The following is a 17534-nucleotide window of genomic DNA, read 5'->3' as shown; positions in this document are numbered from 1 at the left end:
TTACTTCTTAGATGCTTCAATAAGTTCGATGAAATGATCGAACAATGGGGCACAGTCATGTGGACCAGGACTCGCTTCAGGGTGACCTTGGAAGCTGAATGCTGGTTTATCTGTACGATGAATCCCTTGTAGGGTTTGATCGAACAATGACTTATGTGTCGCTTTTAAAGTAGCGGGCAAAGTATCTGCATCTACAGCGAAACCGTGGTTCTGAGAAGTAATCATCACTGTACCCGTTTCAAGGTTTTGTACAGGATGGTTTGCACCGTGATGACCATGTGGCATTTTTACAGTTTTAGCACCTGAAGCAAGCGCTAGAATCTGGTGACCTAAACAAATACCGAAAACAGGTAAGTTGGTTGTGTCTACAATTGTTTTTACAGCTTCAATGGCATAATCACATGCGGCAGGATCACCAGGACCATTGGATAAGAATACGCCATCTGGATTCAAAGCAAGTACATCAGCAGCAGAGGTTTGTGCAGGAACCACAGTTAATTTACAACCGCGGTCAGCAAGCATACGTAAGATGTTGGTTTTGACACCATAATCGTATGCAACAACATGGAATTTAAGTTCAGGTTGGGAGAAACCTTTTCCAAGTGTCCAAGAGCCTTCAGTCCATTCAAAACCTTCAGGGTCACAACATTCTTTTGCAAGGTCTAAACCATCTAAACCCCCAAAAGCACGAGCTTTCGCTAAAGCTTCTTCTTCAGTGATGTTTTCACCTGCAAGGATACAACCATTTTGCGCGCCTTTATCTCGCAAAATTCGCGTCAATTTACGTGTATCAATATCAGCAATCGCTACGACATTATGTTGTTTTAAATAGTCGGCTAATGATTGATTTGCACGGAAATTACTATGCAACAATGGCAAATCACGAATGATTAAACCATTTGCCCAAACTTTATGAATACGACCTGACTCAGCGTCTTCTTCATTACAACCTGTATTACCAATATGCGGGTAAGTTAAGGTCACAAGTTGTTGCGCGTAACTTGGGTCAGTCAAAATTTCTTGATAGCCTGTCATGGCAGTGTTAAAAACGACTTCGCCAGTCGTATTTCCCGTTGCGCCGATCGAAATACCTTTAAAGATAGTTCCGTCTGCGAGGGCTAAAATTGCTGGGGTGCTCAAACCAAAGCTCCTGAAATTTAGGCTGTAAAAAAGCGAGAAGACGAAAAAAAAGGAAGGCTATTTTGAAACCCACCCTCCTATGTCTGCTCGCTTGAACTTAACAGAGTATTATACGGATGAAGGGTCACTAAGTCCATGTCAAATACAAAGAATATGTAAGATTAATGCTTTGCATTCCAAAATAATCCTTTTTTTAAAAATATTCATGATTTATTAATTGGTCATTATTTCAAATACATAATTTTATTTAATTTTAAATATTGGAAATAAATGATGTTATTCATGGCACTAGGGTGTAATTTTTATCCATAGTTTTACCAAGTGTTAAAAAATATTGAGAATTTTCGAACTTGATTAAAAATTATTCTCAGTAAAATACAACGTCTAAAAAATATTACTAATAAAAGGATCTGTTTACGTGAACTATTTTGAACTAAGTTTAAAGAGGGTAGAGTGGGGTTTAAATTTTTTAGAAATAATTTTTGATAAGCTGATTTGTTCTCAATAAATTTTGCATGAAGTTTTTGTTTTACTCTAAAAAATAAACAAATTGCTTAGATTTGTAGAGAGTATCTAATTTATAGAATCGAAGTTCAGATAGAAATGTATAAGATAAAATTGGGAATTTAGTTTGATGTGAATCGTTATTCGATTAGCTTAATTAAGTTGTTTGATAATAAGAAGGATTAATTTTCGATTAGAAAGAGTTTTTGAATTTTTTTTGAAATTGTAAATGGTTTGCGGAATTTAGAATTCGATGATTAAAGAGCAGAACAGAAAATATTAAACAAATAAAACTAAAAGCAAAAGCATGGACTCTTGCTTTTACTTTCTAAGCAATATGCAACCAATCACGTTTATTGTGAAAGTCAGCATGCGGACTACTATGCTGCATTGCATAATAACGTTCGCCATCAGTGGTTTTTAGAACAGCAGATAATCCTAAAAATAAATTTGCCCACTTCAGTTTATGTGTTGCCATAAAATCAGTTAAATCCAGACTCACACTTAAACCATAATGCGTCCGTTTTAATTGATTCAGTTCAATATCATAAGCGGGTTGAGGAGGCATATCTTCAGGATAACGATACTCTTCGAATTGATAAACCTGCCAAGCTTGTGAAGGGGAGAGATTAATTTCACGATAAAAATCTTCACCTTGAACACCGATGAAGATTTCAAAGCAGGTTTTTTCCCACAAAAAATCTTGACGCGGATGCGCTGTAACCAAATCTGGATATTGAATGAGTTGATTCGGATCACGAATCCAATAACCAACATTCAAGGTATTTGCACCAATTTGTTCAATCGCTGCCACTAACGAAATAGACTGAAAGCGGCGATCAAAATCACTAAGTTCGTAACTTGCCATACTAAATGTGCTGACTCTGAGTTATTTTGCTGAATTAGCGAAACGAACGAGATTAGAAAGTTTTTGGTTCTGTTTTGCTGCGCGTTTGTAAAGCAATACAATTTTACCAATCGTTTGAACACTTTCAGATTCAGTCGCTTTTGCAATTTCAGCAATAATAGCAACACGTGCTTCGCGGTCTTCACCAGCCACTTTAACTTTGATCAGTTCATGATCTTCTAAAGCACGTTTGATTTCTTCAGTGACGTTTTCAGTTAAGCCTTGTCCACCGATCATAACTACAGGATTAAGCGCATGTCCGATTTGACGTAAACGTTTACGTTCTTGGATAGATAAAGCCGCCATAAAGATAACCTAATTTTAAAAACGACTTAGTATAGCAAATGCCAAGTTCAAACGCTGTAAAAACTATAGAAATAATCGATGGTACTTATTTGAAAAAAACAGAGATCTCTGAGTGAATTTAGATACAGATGTATACTGCAATGAGAACAATTTTCACGTACAATTAACAGCTAGATATTTATTTGTATTAGAGAGATATGGCTACACGCATCACCAACCAAAAGTTATCTAAAAGTAGTCGTGATTGGATGAGAGAGCACTTAGATGATCCTTACGTAAAAAGGGCTCAGAAAGAAGGCTATCGCGCGCGTGCGGCTTATAAACTGCTTGAAATGCAAGAAAAATATAAAATTATTAAACCAGGTATGACAGTGGTTGATTTGGGTGCTGCACCTGGAAGTTGGTCGCAAATTGCAGGTAAACTCGTGGGTTCTAAGGGTTTATTAATCGCAACTGATATTTTAGAAATGGATGCTTTACCCGATGTAACCTTCATGCAAGGTGACTTCCGTGAAGAAGAAGTTTTCGAAAAATTGTTAAATATTTTAAATGGACGCCAAGTAGACGTTGTAATTTCAGATATGGCCCCCAATACATCAGGTAATAAGGCAGTAGATCAGCCTCGTCAAATTTACTTGTGCGAACTGGCATTAGATTTTGCAAATAAGGTTCTAGGACCAAAAGGGCAATTTGTGGTAAAAGTTTTCCAAGGTACAGGTTTTGATGAGTTTCGTAAGCAGGTTGTTGATAGCTTTGAGGTTCTAAAAACGTCAAAACCGTTGGCATCACGTGCCCGTTCAAAAGAAGTATTCTTAATTGGACAGGGACGTAAAAAAGCTTTACGTTAAAGTTTGCTTGCCAAGCTCTTAAAAATTGTGCATTTTGTACAATTTTAAATTATTACAAGCTGTTTACTAGCTTTTGGTTAGGGTCACCCAATTATGGGCATGATCAAATTAGATTGATATGGGAATAAAGCTTTGAGCGATATCTTCAAAAATGCTGTGTTGTGGCTCGTGATACTGGGTGTGCTGATTCTTATCTTCAGTAACATCAGTGACCGTAATAAGCCAGCTGCAATGAACTATTCCGAGTTTGTTGCTGCGGTGAATGCTGGGCAAATTAAGCAAGTCATCATTGATGGCGAAAGAATAAGTGGCGAAAAAACAAACGGTTCAGATTTTGAAAGTATTCGCCCAGCGGTTCAAGATCCTGAACTCATGCCAAACCTTATTAAAAATAAGGTAATTGTTGAAGGAACTGCACCGCAACGTCAAGGTTTGTTGATGCAACTTCTTATCGCAAGCTTCCCTGTGCTTTTAATCATTTTGTTATTCATGTTCTTTATGCGCAACATGGGTGGCGGTGCAGGTGGTAAAAACGGTCCGATGAGTTTTGGTAAGTCAAAAGCAAAAATGCTTTCAGAAGACCAAATTAAAGTAACATTTGCAGATGTTGCGGGCTGTGATGAAGCGAAGCAAGAAGTTGTTGAAATTGTAGATTTTCTGAAAGACCCATCAAAATTTAAGCGTCTGGGTGCAAGTATTCCTAAAGGCGTATTGATGGTTGGTCCTCCAGGTACGGGTAAAACTTTACTTGCGAAAGCCATTGCTGGTGAAGCAAAAGTACCGTTCTTTAGCATTTCAGGTTCTGACTTTGTAGAAATGTTTGTGGGTGTGGGTGCTTCCCGTGTCCGTGATATGTTTGAACAAGCGAAACGCCATGCGCCATGTATCATCTTTATTGATGAGATTGATGCAGTGGGTCGTCATCGTGGTTCAGGTACAGGTGGTGGTCACGATGAGCGTGAGCAAACCTTGAACCAAATGTTGGTTGAAATGGATGGTTTTGAAGGTAATGAAGGTATTATTGTCATTGCTGCAACAAACCGTGCAGATGTTCTTGATAAAGCTTTACTTCGTCCGGGACGTTTTGACCGCCAAGTGATGGTTGGTTTACCAGACATTAAAGGCCGTGAACAGATTTTAAATGTACACATGAAGAAATTACCTTCTGTAACAGGTGTGGATGTTAAAGTTCTTGCACGTGGTACACCAGGCTTCTCAGGTGCACAATTGGCAAATCTTGTAAATGAAGCAGCATTATTTGCTGCACGTCGTAACAAGAACACAGTCGATATGCATGATTTTGAAGATGCAAAAGACAAGTTGTACATGGGTCCTGAACGTAAATCGATGGTGATTCGTGAAGAAGAACGTCGTGCTACAGCTTATCATGAAGCGGGTCATGCGATTGTTGCTGAGACTTTGCCAGGTACGGACCCAGTACATAAAGTAACCATTATGCCGCGCGGTTGGGCATTGGGTGTAACTTGGCAGTTACCTGAACATGATCAAACAAGCCATTATAAAGATAAGATGTTGAATGAACTTTCTATTCTTTTTGGTGGTCGTATTGCAGAAGAAGTATTCATTAACCAAATGTCTACTGGTGCATCGAATGACTTCGAACGTGCAACTAAAACAGCACGTGCGATGGTGACCAAATACGGTATGTCTGAAAAGATGGGCGTAATGGTTTATGAAGATGAAAATGCACAAGGCTTCTTTGGTAATGTTGGTAGCCGTACTATTTCTGAAGCAACGCAACAACAAGTTGATGAGGAAGTTCGTCGTATTCTTGATCAGCAATATAAAGTTGCGCGTGAGATCTTAGAAAATAGCAAAGATATTGCCCATGCAATGGTTAAAGCGTTGATGGAATGGGAAACGATTGATCGTGATCAAATCCGTGACATTATGGAAGGTCGTGAGCCACAACCACCTAAAGTTTATATTGCAGAAGATCCAGTGATTGATGCAGTATCTACTGAAGGTCCATCGACTCCTCCACCATTACCAGTAAGTTAATTTTTGCAGTGTGATAAAAATCTAAAAGTTATAAAGTATCGAAAAGAGTCTCAAAAGAGGCTCTTTTTTTATGCTAAATTTCTTTAGATCTGAAAAAATAAACTTAGAAATTTTAAGAATTGATACACTCACTTCATATTTAAATAGGGAATTTCAAAATGCGCTTAATACCATTACCGAAGCAAATTTTAAAATGTGGGCGTTTGAGTTTAGATTTATCTAAGCCGCATGTGATGGGAATTCTAAATGTGACACCTGATTCATTTAGTGATGGTGGAGCACATAATGAAAAAGATCAGGCTGTTCAACATGCCTTGCAAATGATTGAGGATGGCGCAACGGTTATAGATATTGGTGGGGAATCAACACGTCCGGGCGCGTCACCTGTTTCGATTGAAGAAGAGATTCGTCGAGTGGTTCCAGTAGTTGAAGCACTTTCACAATATGATGTTGTGCTTTCAATTGATACATCTGAACCACAAGTGATTCGTGAAGCCGTTAAAGCAGGTGCGCATATTTGGAATGATGTACGTGCGCTAACTCGACCACATGCATTGGCAACAGCTGCTGCGTTGAACATTCCAATTATGATTATGCATATGCGTGGTGAGCCTACGACAATGAATAATTTAGATCAATATGATGATGTTACTTTAGAAGTTATTGTCGAACTTCAAAAGCGAGTGGATGATGCACTTGCAGCAGGTGTGAAAGCTGAAAATATTATGATTGATCCGGGGTTTGGGTTTGCGAAAAATGCACAGCAAAACTTAAAGCTACTCCAAGAGTTTTATAAGTTAAATGAAATGGGTTATCCAATTCTTTCAGCTTTATCACGGAAGCGTTTTATTGGTGAGGCTTTAAATGGTGCTGATGCACAACATCGAGCAGTGGGGAGTGTTGCAGCGCATTTAATGAGTATTCAGCAGGGTGCATGCATGGTGCGTGCGCATGATGTAAAAGCAACTCATGATGCTATTTTGATGTGGCAAGCAATGCAACAAGCTTAAGAAAAAGAGACTGAATCAGTATGAGTATCTTATTCGTCGTTGTATAAGGTATCTCATAATAAAAACCTGTATAAAGCTCTATAATTTCATATAGGTTTTTATTTTTTATTTAAATTTTATGAAACAGTGAGTTATATTGTTTTTAATCTTCAAAATAAAGCTCAATAACTGCTTAGCTTCATCTATTATTGAGAATTAATTGCTATAACTGTTTGGCTATTTGTATACTTTATGTTATATAAGCTCGCTTAGTGCAATACTTATTTATGTAGGTTTATATGTTTAATGACTTACTTCTCCCAATGTTTGATGATGAGTATTATCCTGATATTCTGGTTGCTGAAGTTAAGCAACACATTGAACTATTTGCAAAGAAAATTGCAAATGCAAAAGCAAGTTTTTCTGAAGATGAAATTTATCGTTTAGCTGATGCGACGGTCGTTGAAATCAATGAAATGAAACCACAGTTTGAAGATCTTGATTCTTCACTGGATGATACTGCAGCGGATTATATTGCGGAAGCAATGATGATGGTGGTGCAGGATAAAGGTTACATGGAAATTGAGATGGAAGGTTTGGTATCCAATAGAGAGTGGTAAGTCACTCTCTATTTTTTTGTAATTTTAATCTTAAAATTTGATAACTTTTCTCTATTTTCGGTTTGAATTCATCTGACTCATACGTTCTGTTATTTAATATTCGCTGTATTGAATATAACAGTGCCCGTATAGACACTACATGATCTAGATTAGATAAGGGCTGTGATATCGGAATGTGAATAAAATAGGGCATTGCCGAATCATTTTGTGGTTCAAAACTTAGGGCAAATTGATTAAAGCTGTCTAAATGATATTTCAAGGGAATGTCATTTATGTTTAGGTTTTTAGAGTCGATCATTTTCATTATAATTTTATCGAAATAGTTTCTTTTATTATTATAAGTTTTATGAAGGAAATTTAGAAATAAAAAAACCAGCATATTGCTGGAATTTTTATTGCACCATTTTAAAAAGTATTAAAATGGTGCCCGAGGCCAGACTCGAACTGGCACGCTTTGTGGGCGGGGGATTTTAAATCCCCTGTGTCTACCGATTTCACCACTCGGGCATGAGCGCAATAATAAAGGAGTGACTTTCTCTTGGCAAGGTTATTTGTGACGATTTGCTTTCTTTTCAATCAATTCATGTGTTTAAGTTTAAAAATAACCCACTTTTTTGTGATTAGGATTAAATTTCATCATTTATTCATCCAAGTGAGATCAAAATTACATATCTTTTCCTTATGTTGGGTCGGAATAAAAAGGAAAAGACTATGTCATTTAAAATTTCACGCCGTGAACTTATTCAAAAGTCATTAGCAGGTTTTGGGGCTTTATCATTACCTGTGGGTTTAACTGCATGTGGTGGTGATTCGAAAGATACATCAGTGCCAATGGTACAAGTAGAATTTAAACATGGTATTGCCAGTGGTGATCCACTAAAAGATAAAGTGATTTTATGGACTCGACTCACACCGCAAGATCTAACAGCACGATTGGAAGTGATTTGGGAAGTTGCAACAGATGATAAATTTATTCAAATCATTAACTCAGGGAAAGTGCAGACAGTACAAGCTCAAGACTTTACAGTGAAGATTGATGCGGATAAGTTGAAGTCGAATCAAACTTATTATTATCGTTTCCGCTATGGCAATGTAACGTCTCCAATTGGTCGAGCCAAAACATTGCCTGAAACAACAACGTCTGTGAAATTTGCTGTGTGTTCTTGCTCAAATTATCCTGCGGGTTATTTCTATGTATATAAAGAAATGGCCAAGCAAGATGTAGATGTTGTGATTCATTTGGGTGACTATATTTATGAATATGGCCAAGATGGTTATGCAACTGAAGATGCTGTGAAATTAGGACGTACTTTGCCACTAGATAATAATAAAGAAATTATTAAACTCGATGATTATCGTAAACGCTATGCTTTATATCGGACAGATGTAGACTTACAAGCGGTGCATCAACGTCATCCATTTATTGTAATTTGGGATGATCATGAGCTTGCGAATGATGCTTGGAAAAATGGTGCAGAGAATCATCAAGCCAATGAAGGAAATTTTATCGACCGAAAGTTAGCAGCATTACAGGCATATTTTGAATGGATGCCGATTCGTCCTGTGGCTGAAAATGACCATTTGAATATTTATCGTCAGTTTAATTTTGGGTCATTGGTTCAGCTGACCATGTTAGATACTCGAATTCTAGCGCGCGACCAACAATTGGATTATGCAAACTATATCACTGCACAGGGCTTAGACATTCAGCGTTTTCAAGCCGATTTAACCAGTCCTACTCGTACATTGATGGGGTATGCGCAACGAGAGTGGTTACAAGGTAAATTAGCGCAATCTACAGCGACTTGGAATGTACTGGGACAACAGGTGTTGATGGCGAAGATGCTAATTCCTGCTGAATTGCTAATGTCGTTGTCTGCAATTACCAGTGGTAATGCGACTGCTGATACTTTGGCAAAAATGAATACGCAAATTACTGAGCTTGTAACATTAAAGATTCGCTTACTGAAAGGAGATCCGACTTTAACAGTTGCTGAAAAAGCACGGATTAGTACCGTAGCACCTTATAATTTGGATGCTTGGGATGGTTATTATGCTGAACGTGAAATTTTGTATGGCACATTAAAAAGCTTAAAGAAGAAAGTTGTTGTATTGGCAGGGGATACGCATAACGCATGGTCTGCGGATTTACATAGCCAATCAGGAGATTTTGTTGGAGTGGAGCTTGCAACGAGTTCTGTGTCATCGCCAGGTATGGAAAAGTATTTAAATATTCCATTGGCGCAATTACAGCAATTCGAAATGGCATTCTCTACATTGATTGATGAATTGACTTATACCAATTTAAATCAGCGTGGTTATTTGACTGTGAGTTTTACAGAGCAAAAAATGCAAGCAGACTGGATATTTGTAAATACGATTAAGGATAAACAATATGCAGTGGATAATAGTCGTGCTCATCAATTGGTCTTAGATACGAATTTGACTGATGTAAAATCAACATTAAAAAGTGCTTAACTCTTAATATTCTAGGCTTATCTTTTTAGTTGTATCGTTAATTCTGACCGAGCCATCGTGCTCGGTTTTTACATTAAACTGTCCATATAGGCATCTAAGTCTACAAATTTATAAGTTCTGCATAATTCATTTTCATATTGGATGAGCTGAACGTGTAACTCTGAAATTTGAGCTAATTGTTTTTTAAAGACGGCATATTCAGTTGATTTTTTCGGCGTTAAGCTAAGTCTTACTTTTAATTTTACTGCTTGTTTATATGACCAAAAGCAAACTCTACGGATTTGTTGAAGATTGTAATAATCTGTATCTTTGGTGTGTTCACGGAACATATTTTCTTTATAAAAACGGACAAATCCAAAACTGATCGCAAGGAAGAATAATACAGCTTGTAAAAGGAAACTCTGAATAAAAGCAAAATTGACTGCTTGTAGTAAAATAACCACAGCAATTTTTAAAGGGCTGTTGCTCAATTGTTGGTATAAATGTACGGAGCTGTGTTTAATTTGTTTAATAATGATTGGAACAATCAACATAAAAAATAACATGATCGCCAAGACAGCAATAGCACTGGCTTGAAAAGTATCAAATCGTGGGAAACGTTGTTCGATAAAAAGACTAAGGCTTATCGAAATACTCACGAAAATCATCGCAGCAAGTATCCAGGGAATCAATTCTTTCAGTTCATCTAACATACCTTTGGTTTTGATTTGACTATAAAACAAATAATTTCTCTTAAAGGCTTGAGGGTATTCAGCCTGTAATTGTTGTAGATAGAGAGAAACTTGTTTGTTATTGATCATATTGAGAAGGTCAGGAAGTGGATGATGTATTGTAATCAAAAAGAAGAGGAATTTCAGGCATAAAAAAACCAGCATTAAGCTGGTAATTTTATTGCACCATTTTAAGAAGTATTAAAATGGTGCCCGAGGCCAGACTCGAACTGGCACGCTTTGTGGGCGGGGGATTTTAAATCCCCTGTGTCTACCGATTTCACCACTCGGGCATTAACAAGATTGGAGGCGGAGGTCGGAATCGAACCGGCGTACACGGAGTTGCAGTCCGCTGCATGACCACTCTGCCACCCCGCCATCTCTTGGTGATGCACATATTAGCAATCTTTGAAAAAAAAACAATACTATTCATGGTGTATATGCACATAAAATCGGCATATAGAATAAATTTGCCTAAATTATCATGTATTATTTGCAAAATTGATTCATATCTACTCTGGAGATGTGCCGTGGCATTAGTTTTAGATGGTCGTGCATTGGCAAAACAAATTGAAATTGACTTGCTAACACGTGTAGAAGCGTTAAAAGCAAAAACAGGTCGCACCCCAATTCTTGCGACTATTTTGGTCGGTGATGATGGCGCATCTGCGACTTATGTTCGTATGAAAGGCAATGCTTGCCGTCGTGTAGGCATGGATTCATTAAAAGTTGAGTTAGGTAAAGAAACCACAACTGAGCAACTTTTGGCTGAAATTGAAAAATTGAATGCCAACCCAGATGTACACGGTATTCTTCTACAACATCCAGTTCCGGAGCAAATTGATGAACGTGCATGTTTTGATGCTATTTCATTGGCGAAAGATGTAGATGGCGTAACTTGCCTTGGTTTTGGTCGTATGGCAATGGGTGAAGCCGCTTATGGCTCTGCTACTCCAGCAGGCATTATGACCATCCTAAAAGAGAATAATATTCAAATTGCAGGACAGCATGCAGTTGTAGTGGGACGTTCTGCAATTTTGGGTAAACCCATGGCAATGATGTTGCTTCAAGCAAATGCAACAGTGACGATTTGTCATTCACGTACAAAAAATCTTGCTGAGTTGGTGAAACAAGCAGACATCGTTGTGGGTGCTGTCGGTAAAGCTGAATTGATTCAAAAAGATTGGATTAAGCAAGGTGCTGTTGTTGTTGATGCGGGTTTCCATCCACGTGATGGCGGCGGTGTCGGTGATATTCAATTGGTGGGCATTGAAGAGATTGCTTCTGCTTACACGCCTGTTCCAGGTGGTGTGGGGCCAATGACAATTACCACGTTGATTCGTCAAACGGTTGAAGCTGCTGAAAAAGCGCTAGGTTAATTCAACTATCTTCTTAGCCTTTTTCTTTTAAAGGAAGAGGTTAGGAGATTTTCAACAATTTAAAATGAATTAAAAAATCAAATGAGTTGTGCATTTCAATTGGCTAAAGCTCCGAAAAACTTACTTCAAGCCTTACATGAAGTCATTCCAAATTGTGAGCTTTTAGCACAACAGCTTCCTGAAACGCCAATTTCACTGTGGTTGATTCCCCCCGTATTTCCAACCGATCGTTTGGATGATGAAGTCATTCGTCGTATTTGGAATGATACGCCGTATTGGATCTTTCGTTGGGCTTCAGGGCTTGCAATGGCACAGTGGTTGCTTGCAGAGTCACACCACGTGAAAGATAAGGTTGTACTCGACTTTGGCGCGGGTTCGGGTGTGGTTGCGATTGCAGCTAAACTGGCAGGTGCGAAGCGTGTGATCTGTTGTGATATAGATCAAGTCAGTTTAGATGCATGTCGTGAAAATGCCTTGCTGAATGATGTAGAGCTTGAGTATTTAGATGATCTTTATGCTTTAGAGCGCAAAGGCGAGCAGGTGGATGTGTTACTTGCAGCAGATGTACTTTATGACCAATGCAATCGTTTCTTTTTAGACGAATTTTTAAAATTTGCACCAGAAGTGTGGGTGGCAGATAGTCGTGTGAAGAATTTTAGTCATCCTAAATATCAAAAACTAGATGAACGAAGTGCAACGACTTGGCCAGACTTAGATGAATCGAAAGAATTTCGGAATGTCAGTTTTTATAAGACGCTATAATTAGCGTCTTATATATGGTTTTTATATCTTAAATTCGTATTCTAAATTAAGAGCAGGTATAGCGAACCACATGCAAGGTGCTTGGGCGCGTTTCTAGAGATTGACGTGTTGCGTAATCTTCACTATTGGTCAAACTTGGTGTATTGGATAAACCAAATGAAGTCCGTGAATGCCCAAGTTGAATACCTGCTTGATCTTGCTCAGCCTTCTGTGGGTTCATAATTTCATTGATGCTTAACACTGAAATTTTGTAGGTTTTATTGGCACCTAAAACTTTTTGACAAGCACGTTGTAACTTGTCTGCATCCAATTGGCGGTCAGAGCGTCCTGCAAGGGTATATGCTAAAGTTGCGCTATTATCACTTTTATTTTCAATCTGATAGCCCGTTACACCGTTGTATTGCCTAGGTGTGGTTTGACATGCCACTAAGCCCAATACGATGCATCCTAACCCTAATATTTTCATATTTTTCATTTTTGAAAGTTCCAGTGCTATTGTTTATTTGAGTATGCCATAGCTGGATATTTTTAACGATGCTGGATGTGCTCGAATTTTAGAACACAGTTTCTCGAATTAGCATTCGAGAAACTGTGTGATGACATTAATTTGACTTAATTATCCGTAATAAGACTATGTTTTTTGGTATCTTTCATAAATATATAAGTAATCAGTGAAAGACCAATCATGAAGGTAATGTAATAAAAGAAATAATTTTCATGACCTGCATTTTTAAAGCTTAACGCAACCAATTCAGCTGTACCACCAAATAAAGTATTGGCAATGGCATACGGTAAAGCCACACCTAAGGCACGAATGTGTGCAGGGAATAGTTCCGCTTTTACGACTGCATTAATTGCCGTATAACCCGTTACAATGACCATACCACTCATACATAACATGAATGCAGTGGTTGGATTGGTGGTTGAACCTAAACCGTTAAAAATTGGAATAGTAAATAGAACACCCAATACACCAAAAGTGATCATAATCGGTTTACGACCAATTTTATCCGATAGTGCACCAACGGCAGGTTGTAATAACATGAAGACAAAAATAGCCGCAGTGGTAATTTCCGTTGCTGTAGTTTTTTCAAAACCTGAAGTATTGACTAAATATTTTTGCAAATAAGTTGTGAAGGTATTAAAAGCAAGCGTACCACCTGCAGTCAACATAATCACGGTAAAGGCTTGTTTTGGATATTTCGTGAATAGAGCCAATGCGCCAGATTTGGGGCCACCATTTTTTGCTTGTTCTTGGGCTTCTTTTGAAGATTGAGTTTCAACCAATCCACGACGAATCCAAAATACAACTACAGCCAATAATGCACCAATAAGGAATGGGATGCGCCATCCCCATTCTGAAAGCTGACCTTCAGTCAGTGTGCGTTGTAAAATAATAAGGACACAAAGGGCAAGTAATTGTCCTGAAATAAGCGTTACATATTGGAAACTCGAGAAGAAACCACGGTGGTTTTTACCCGCCATTTCAGTCAAGTATGTTGCGCTTGAACCATATTCACCACCAACACTTAAACCTTGTAGCAAACGTGCAAAGAGGAGTAATGCAGGTGCAAGCATGCCTACAGATGAATAGGTTGGAGCACAAGCAATGATGAGTGAACCGACACACATCAAAGATACGGACAGCGTTAAACCTGATTTACGACCTTTACGATCTGCATAAATCCCCATGACCCATGCGCCAATGGGACGCATTAAAAAGCCCAATGCAAATACAGCCGCTGCTTGTAATAATTTTACAGTGTCATCACCATCGGGGAAGAATTGTGGCGCGAAATATAAAGTGAAAGCTGCGTAAACGTACCAATCGTACCATTCGACTAAGTTACCTGCAGAGCCACCGAGGATAGATTTAAAACGAGTTTTATTATCAAGTTGAGAAGGATCAATTTGAGGAGATGAATTTGACACAACAATTCTCCAGAAGAATGTTGGCAAAATATATTCTTTAAATTCTCTATGTAGAAAATCTAATCAGGAAACTTAAAAAATATAATTTGAAAAGTAATGAAGGGAGAAACAAAAAATTACAAAGATCTTATACGCTCGCATCTAAAGCACTTTTATTAGACTTTGGTCTTAATGGGTGTGTGGAAATGTTGGTGTAGATGGAGTTAATAATCTAAAGTTTAAATAAAGTATAGATAAGCAATTGTTTGTTATATTTATAAGCACGATTTATAACGATATTTATTAAATTTATATTGAAAATTCAATTGGTTGAAAAGTATTCTTTAGCATAGGTGTGAAAGTTCAAAATGATTTAGCCATACGACTATTGACGGAATCAGATACAACTCATACATTAAATGTTCGATTTCGAAAATAAAATATCATAAGAGAAATAACATGAGCTTGGTCATGCGACAACAACAGATTCTTGAAAGGGTTAAAGTCCGTGGATATATCAGTATTGATGAATTGGCACAGCATTTTAACGTGACGCCTCAAACTGTTCGTAGAGACATTAATCAACTTGCAGAAGCGGGTTTGTTAAAACGTTATCACGGCGGCGCTGCCATAGGTTCGAGTGTGACTAATACAGAATATACGATGCGTGTAAGTCATCATTCGGAAGCTAAACAAAGAATTGCGCATGCTGTGGCTTTAGCCATACCTAATCATGCCTCAATTTTTATTAATATTGGAACAACCACAGAAGCGATCGCACAAGCTTTATTACAGCACGAAGGTTTGAAAGTGATTACCAATAATCTGAATGTGGCAAGAATTTTAAGTGCGAAAGAAAATTTTGAAGTCTTGATTGCCAGTGGTCGGGTGCGACCAGATGGTGGTGTTATTGGGCAAGCAACATCGGAGTTTTTTAGGCAGTTCAAGGTAGATTATGCCTTGATTGGCATTAGTGGGATTGATGAAGAGGGAACATTGCTTGATTTTGATTATCAAGAAGTGAGCGTTTCTCAAGTTATTATTCGGCACTCTAAACATGTTTTTCTTGCAGCGGATCATAGTAAGTTTGGTCGAAATGCAATGATGCGATTAGGAGAATTATCTGAAATTGAATGTGTTTTTACTGATGAAAGCCCGAATGAAAAATATATGCAGTTAATAGAAAAGAGTAATGTTTCAATCGTTATTGTTTGAATGTTAATCCTCAATTTTTTGCTGATTTAAATAGATTTAAGTATGAAGCAGACTCAATTTGTAAAAAGGCATAAATATGTAAATTATTTTGCTCTGTCATAGAAGTTTAATAATGAATCGGTTAGTATTTTCTAAAACGAAAATAAACGAAAAATATTGGTGATCGTACATGACTAATCTATCAGAAAAAAATATTTGTTATGATCTTGCTGTTATTGGTGGTGGGATTAATGGTCTTGGTATTGCTACAGATGCGACAGGTCGAGGCTTATCTGTATTTCTATGTGAAAAAGATGATCTTGCGAGCCATACTTCATCTGCAAGTAGTAAATTGATTCATGGTGGATTACGTTATCTTGAACATAAAGAATTTCGTTTGGTTCGAGAAGCTTTAGCTGAGCGTGAAGTTTTACTGGCGAAAGCCCCACATATTATTCGCCCTATGCGTTTTATTATGCCACACCGTCCACATTTACGTCCTGCTTGGCTGATTCGTACAGGTCTGTTCTTTTATGATCATTTAGGAAAACGCGAAAAACTTGCAGGCTCACAGACGATTCAATTTCAAGCAGACAATAGTCCATTAAAAGAAGAAATTACGCGAGGTTTTGAATATTCAGATTGTGCAGTAGATGATGCTCGTTTGGTTGTGTTGAATGCAATGCAAGCCCGAGAAAATGGTGCCAAAATTGTGACACAAACACGTTGTAAGTCTGCAAAAAGAGTTGATGGAATTTGGCTTATTGAGTTGGAGAATGAGCAAGGGATATATCAGATTCAGGCAAAAGTTTTGGTGAATGCAGCAGGACCGTGGGTGGCTCAGTTTATTCAGCAAGATTTAAAGCTGAAATCTCCTTATGGCATACGTTTGATCCAAGGTAGTCACATCATTGTAGCGAAAATGTATGAGGGTGATAAAGCCTTCATTATGCAAAATGATGATCAGCGAATTGTTTTTGCCATTCCATATTTAAATCAATATACCTTAATTGGTACGACAGACCGTGAATATACAGGTGATCCAAATCAGGTTGAGATCACACAGCAGGAAATTGAATATCTGCTTGATGTTGCAAATGATCATTTTAAAGTTCAACTCATACAGACTGATATTATCAGCACTTTTTCAGGTGTGCGTCCTTTGTGTGATGATGAGTCAGATAATCCATCGGCAGTAACGCGTGACTATACTTTGGCTTTGACTCAGGATATGGAGAGTGAAGCACCATTATTGTCTGTGTTTGGTGGGAAGTTGACGACCTATCGTAAATTGGCTGAATCTGCAATGGCGCAATTGCATCCGTTTTTTTCAGAAATGAAGCCATATTGGACTGAAAGGAGTTTATTGCCTGGTGCGGAAGAATTAGTTTCTGTGGATAATTTAGCGGAACAAGTTATGCAGAAAATAAAAGGTGTTTCTGTTGAGTTGGCCAATCGTTGGGCGCATGCTTATGGAACGCGAGTATGGAAATTCCTTGGTCATTCCATATCTATTCATGAATTAGGGCAAGATTTTGGGCATGGTTTATATGCACAAGAAGTCGATTATCTTGTTGATCAGGAATGGGTGATTGTAAGTGAGGATATTTTGAAACGTAGAACCAAAATTTATTTAGAGTTTGTCGAAAGTGAAGTTCAAATTTTAGATGAATATTTAATAAGCTTGCATGAACGTCGTTTACGGAAAGATGTCGCATAATAAAAAAAGTGAATGCTATTTATCTTACTTGCATAAAATCTGTT

Annotated in this window: 15 protein-coding genes and 3 tRNA genes; 9 read left to right on the top strand and 9 right to left on the bottom strand. The window is 37.8% G+C overall.

Annotated elements, in window-relative coordinates:
* The 3 genes from carA to yhbY all read right to left on the bottom strand — a co-directional run bounded on the left by carA (position 1) and on the right by yhbY (position 2857).
* The gene (carA, locus tag B9T35_RS12675; protein ID WP_086191475.1) at positions 1-1140 is read right to left on the bottom strand and encodes a glutamine-hydrolyzing carbamoyl-phosphate synthase small subunit; all 1140 of its coding nucleotides are present in this window, start codon (positions 1138-1140) and stop codon (positions 1-3) included.
* A gap of 832 nt (positions 1141-1972) precedes the next feature.
* Positions 1973-2512 (bottom strand): DOMON-like domain-containing protein, encoded by a 540-nt coding sequence (locus tag B9T35_RS12670; protein ID WP_086191474.1) that lies wholly within the window; start codon positions 2510-2512, stop codon positions 1973-1975.
* Between the two features lie 21 nt (positions 2513-2533).
* Positions 2534-2857, bottom strand: coding sequence for a ribosome assembly RNA-binding protein YhbY (gene yhbY, locus B9T35_RS12665; protein ID WP_086191473.1), 324 nt, complete (start codon positions 2855-2857; stop codon positions 2534-2536).
* Between the two features lie 197 nt (positions 2858-3054).
* On the opposite strand from yhbY, the gene rlmE reads away from it, so the two are divergent.
* From rlmE to B9T35_RS12645, 4 genes are all read left to right on the top strand, one after another.
* Positions 3055-3705, top strand: coding sequence for a 23S rRNA (uridine(2552)-2'-O)-methyltransferase RlmE (gene rlmE / locus B9T35_RS12660; RefSeq protein ID WP_086191472.1), 651 nt, complete (start codon positions 3055-3057; stop codon positions 3703-3705).
* 132 nt (positions 3706-3837) lie between these two features.
* Positions 3838-5727, top strand: coding sequence for an ATP-dependent zinc metalloprotease FtsH (gene ftsH, locus B9T35_RS12655; protein ID WP_086191471.1), 1890 nt, complete (start codon positions 3838-3840; stop codon positions 5725-5727).
* A gap of 158 nt (positions 5728-5885) precedes the next feature.
* A complete protein-coding gene (gene folP / locus B9T35_RS12650) occupies positions 5886-6737 on the top strand; it encodes a dihydropteroate synthase (RefSeq protein ID WP_086191470.1) in 852 nt (283 codons plus the stop codon).
* 278 nt (positions 6738-7015) lie between these two features.
* On the top strand, positions 7016-7336 hold the full coding sequence (locus B9T35_RS12645) for a DUF5713 family protein (RefSeq protein ID WP_086191469.1): 321 nt from the start codon (positions 7016-7018) through the stop codon (positions 7334-7336).
* 421 nt (positions 7337-7757) lie between these two features.
* On the opposite strand, the gene B9T35_RS12635 is transcribed toward B9T35_RS12645, so the two are convergent.
* A tRNA-Leu gene (locus tag B9T35_RS12635) sits at positions 7758-7843 on the bottom strand.
* Positions 7844-8047: 204 nt separating this feature from the next.
* On the opposite strand from B9T35_RS12635, the gene B9T35_RS12630 reads away from it, so the two are divergent.
* Entirely contained in the window at positions 8048-9814 is a 1767-nt protein-coding gene (locus tag B9T35_RS12630) for an alkaline phosphatase D family protein (protein WP_086191467.1), read from the top strand.
* Between the two features lie 68 nt (positions 9815-9882).
* Here the strand turns inward: B9T35_RS12630 and B9T35_RS12625 are convergent, their stop codons facing one another.
* From B9T35_RS12625 to B9T35_RS12615, 3 genes are all read right to left on the bottom strand, one after another.
* Positions 9883-10614 carry a hypothetical protein gene (locus tag B9T35_RS12625; protein ID WP_086191466.1) on the bottom strand — a complete coding sequence of 244 codons (732 nt, stop codon included), beginning with the start codon at positions 10612-10614 and terminating at the stop codon, positions 9883-9885.
* Between the two features lie 117 nt (positions 10615-10731).
* Positions 10732-10817 (bottom strand) — tRNA-Leu (locus B9T35_RS12620).
* Between the two features lie 11 nt (positions 10818-10828).
* Positions 10829-10902 (bottom strand) — tRNA-Cys (locus tag B9T35_RS12615).
* A 152-nt stretch (positions 10903-11054) separates the two neighbouring features.
* Between B9T35_RS12615 and folD the strand changes: the two genes are divergently transcribed.
* Both folD and B9T35_RS12605 read left to right on the top strand, forming a co-directional pair.
* Positions 11055-11903: a bifunctional methylenetetrahydrofolate dehydrogenase/methenyltetrahydrofolate cyclohydrolase FolD gene (gene folD / locus B9T35_RS12610; protein ID WP_086191465.1), complete on the top strand. Its 849-nt coding sequence runs from the start codon at positions 11055-11057 to the stop codon at positions 11901-11903.
* Between the two features lie 81 nt (positions 11904-11984).
* Positions 11985-12665, top strand: coding sequence for a class I SAM-dependent methyltransferase (locus B9T35_RS12605; protein WP_086191464.1), 681 nt, complete (start codon positions 11985-11987; stop codon positions 12663-12665).
* 46 nt (positions 12666-12711) lie between these two features.
* Here the strand turns inward: B9T35_RS12605 and B9T35_RS12600 are convergent, their stop codons facing one another.
* Together B9T35_RS12600 and B9T35_RS12595 are read right to left on the bottom strand one after the other, a co-directional pair.
* Entirely contained in the window at positions 12712-13140 is a 429-nt protein-coding gene (locus B9T35_RS12600; RefSeq protein ID WP_086191463.1) for a hypothetical protein, read from the bottom strand.
* 137 nt (positions 13141-13277) lie between these two features.
* Positions 13278-14597, bottom strand: a complete 1320-nt coding sequence (locus tag B9T35_RS12595; protein ID WP_086191462.1) for an MFS transporter — start codon at positions 14595-14597, stop codon at positions 13278-13280.
* A gap of 438 nt (positions 14598-15035) precedes the next feature.
* Between B9T35_RS12595 and B9T35_RS12590 the strand changes: the two genes are divergently transcribed.
* Both B9T35_RS12590 and glpD read left to right on the top strand, forming a co-directional pair.
* Positions 15036-15791, top strand: coding sequence for a DeoR/GlpR family DNA-binding transcription regulator (locus B9T35_RS12590; RefSeq protein ID WP_086191461.1), 756 nt, complete (start codon positions 15036-15038; stop codon positions 15789-15791).
* 169 nt (positions 15792-15960) lie between these two features.
* Positions 15961-17490 carry a glycerol-3-phosphate dehydrogenase gene (gene glpD / locus B9T35_RS12585; protein WP_086191460.1) on the top strand — a complete coding sequence of 510 codons (1530 nt, stop codon included), beginning with the start codon at positions 15961-15963 and terminating at the stop codon, positions 17488-17490.
* Positions 17491-17534: the final 44 nt, after the last annotated feature.

Origin of the sequence: Acinetobacter sp. ANC 3832 (genome assembly GCF_002135415.1) — a bacterium.
Lineage (GTDB): Bacteria > Pseudomonadota > Gammaproteobacteria > Pseudomonadales > Moraxellaceae > Acinetobacter.
This window is presented reverse-complemented; position numbering and strand designations above follow the sequence as displayed.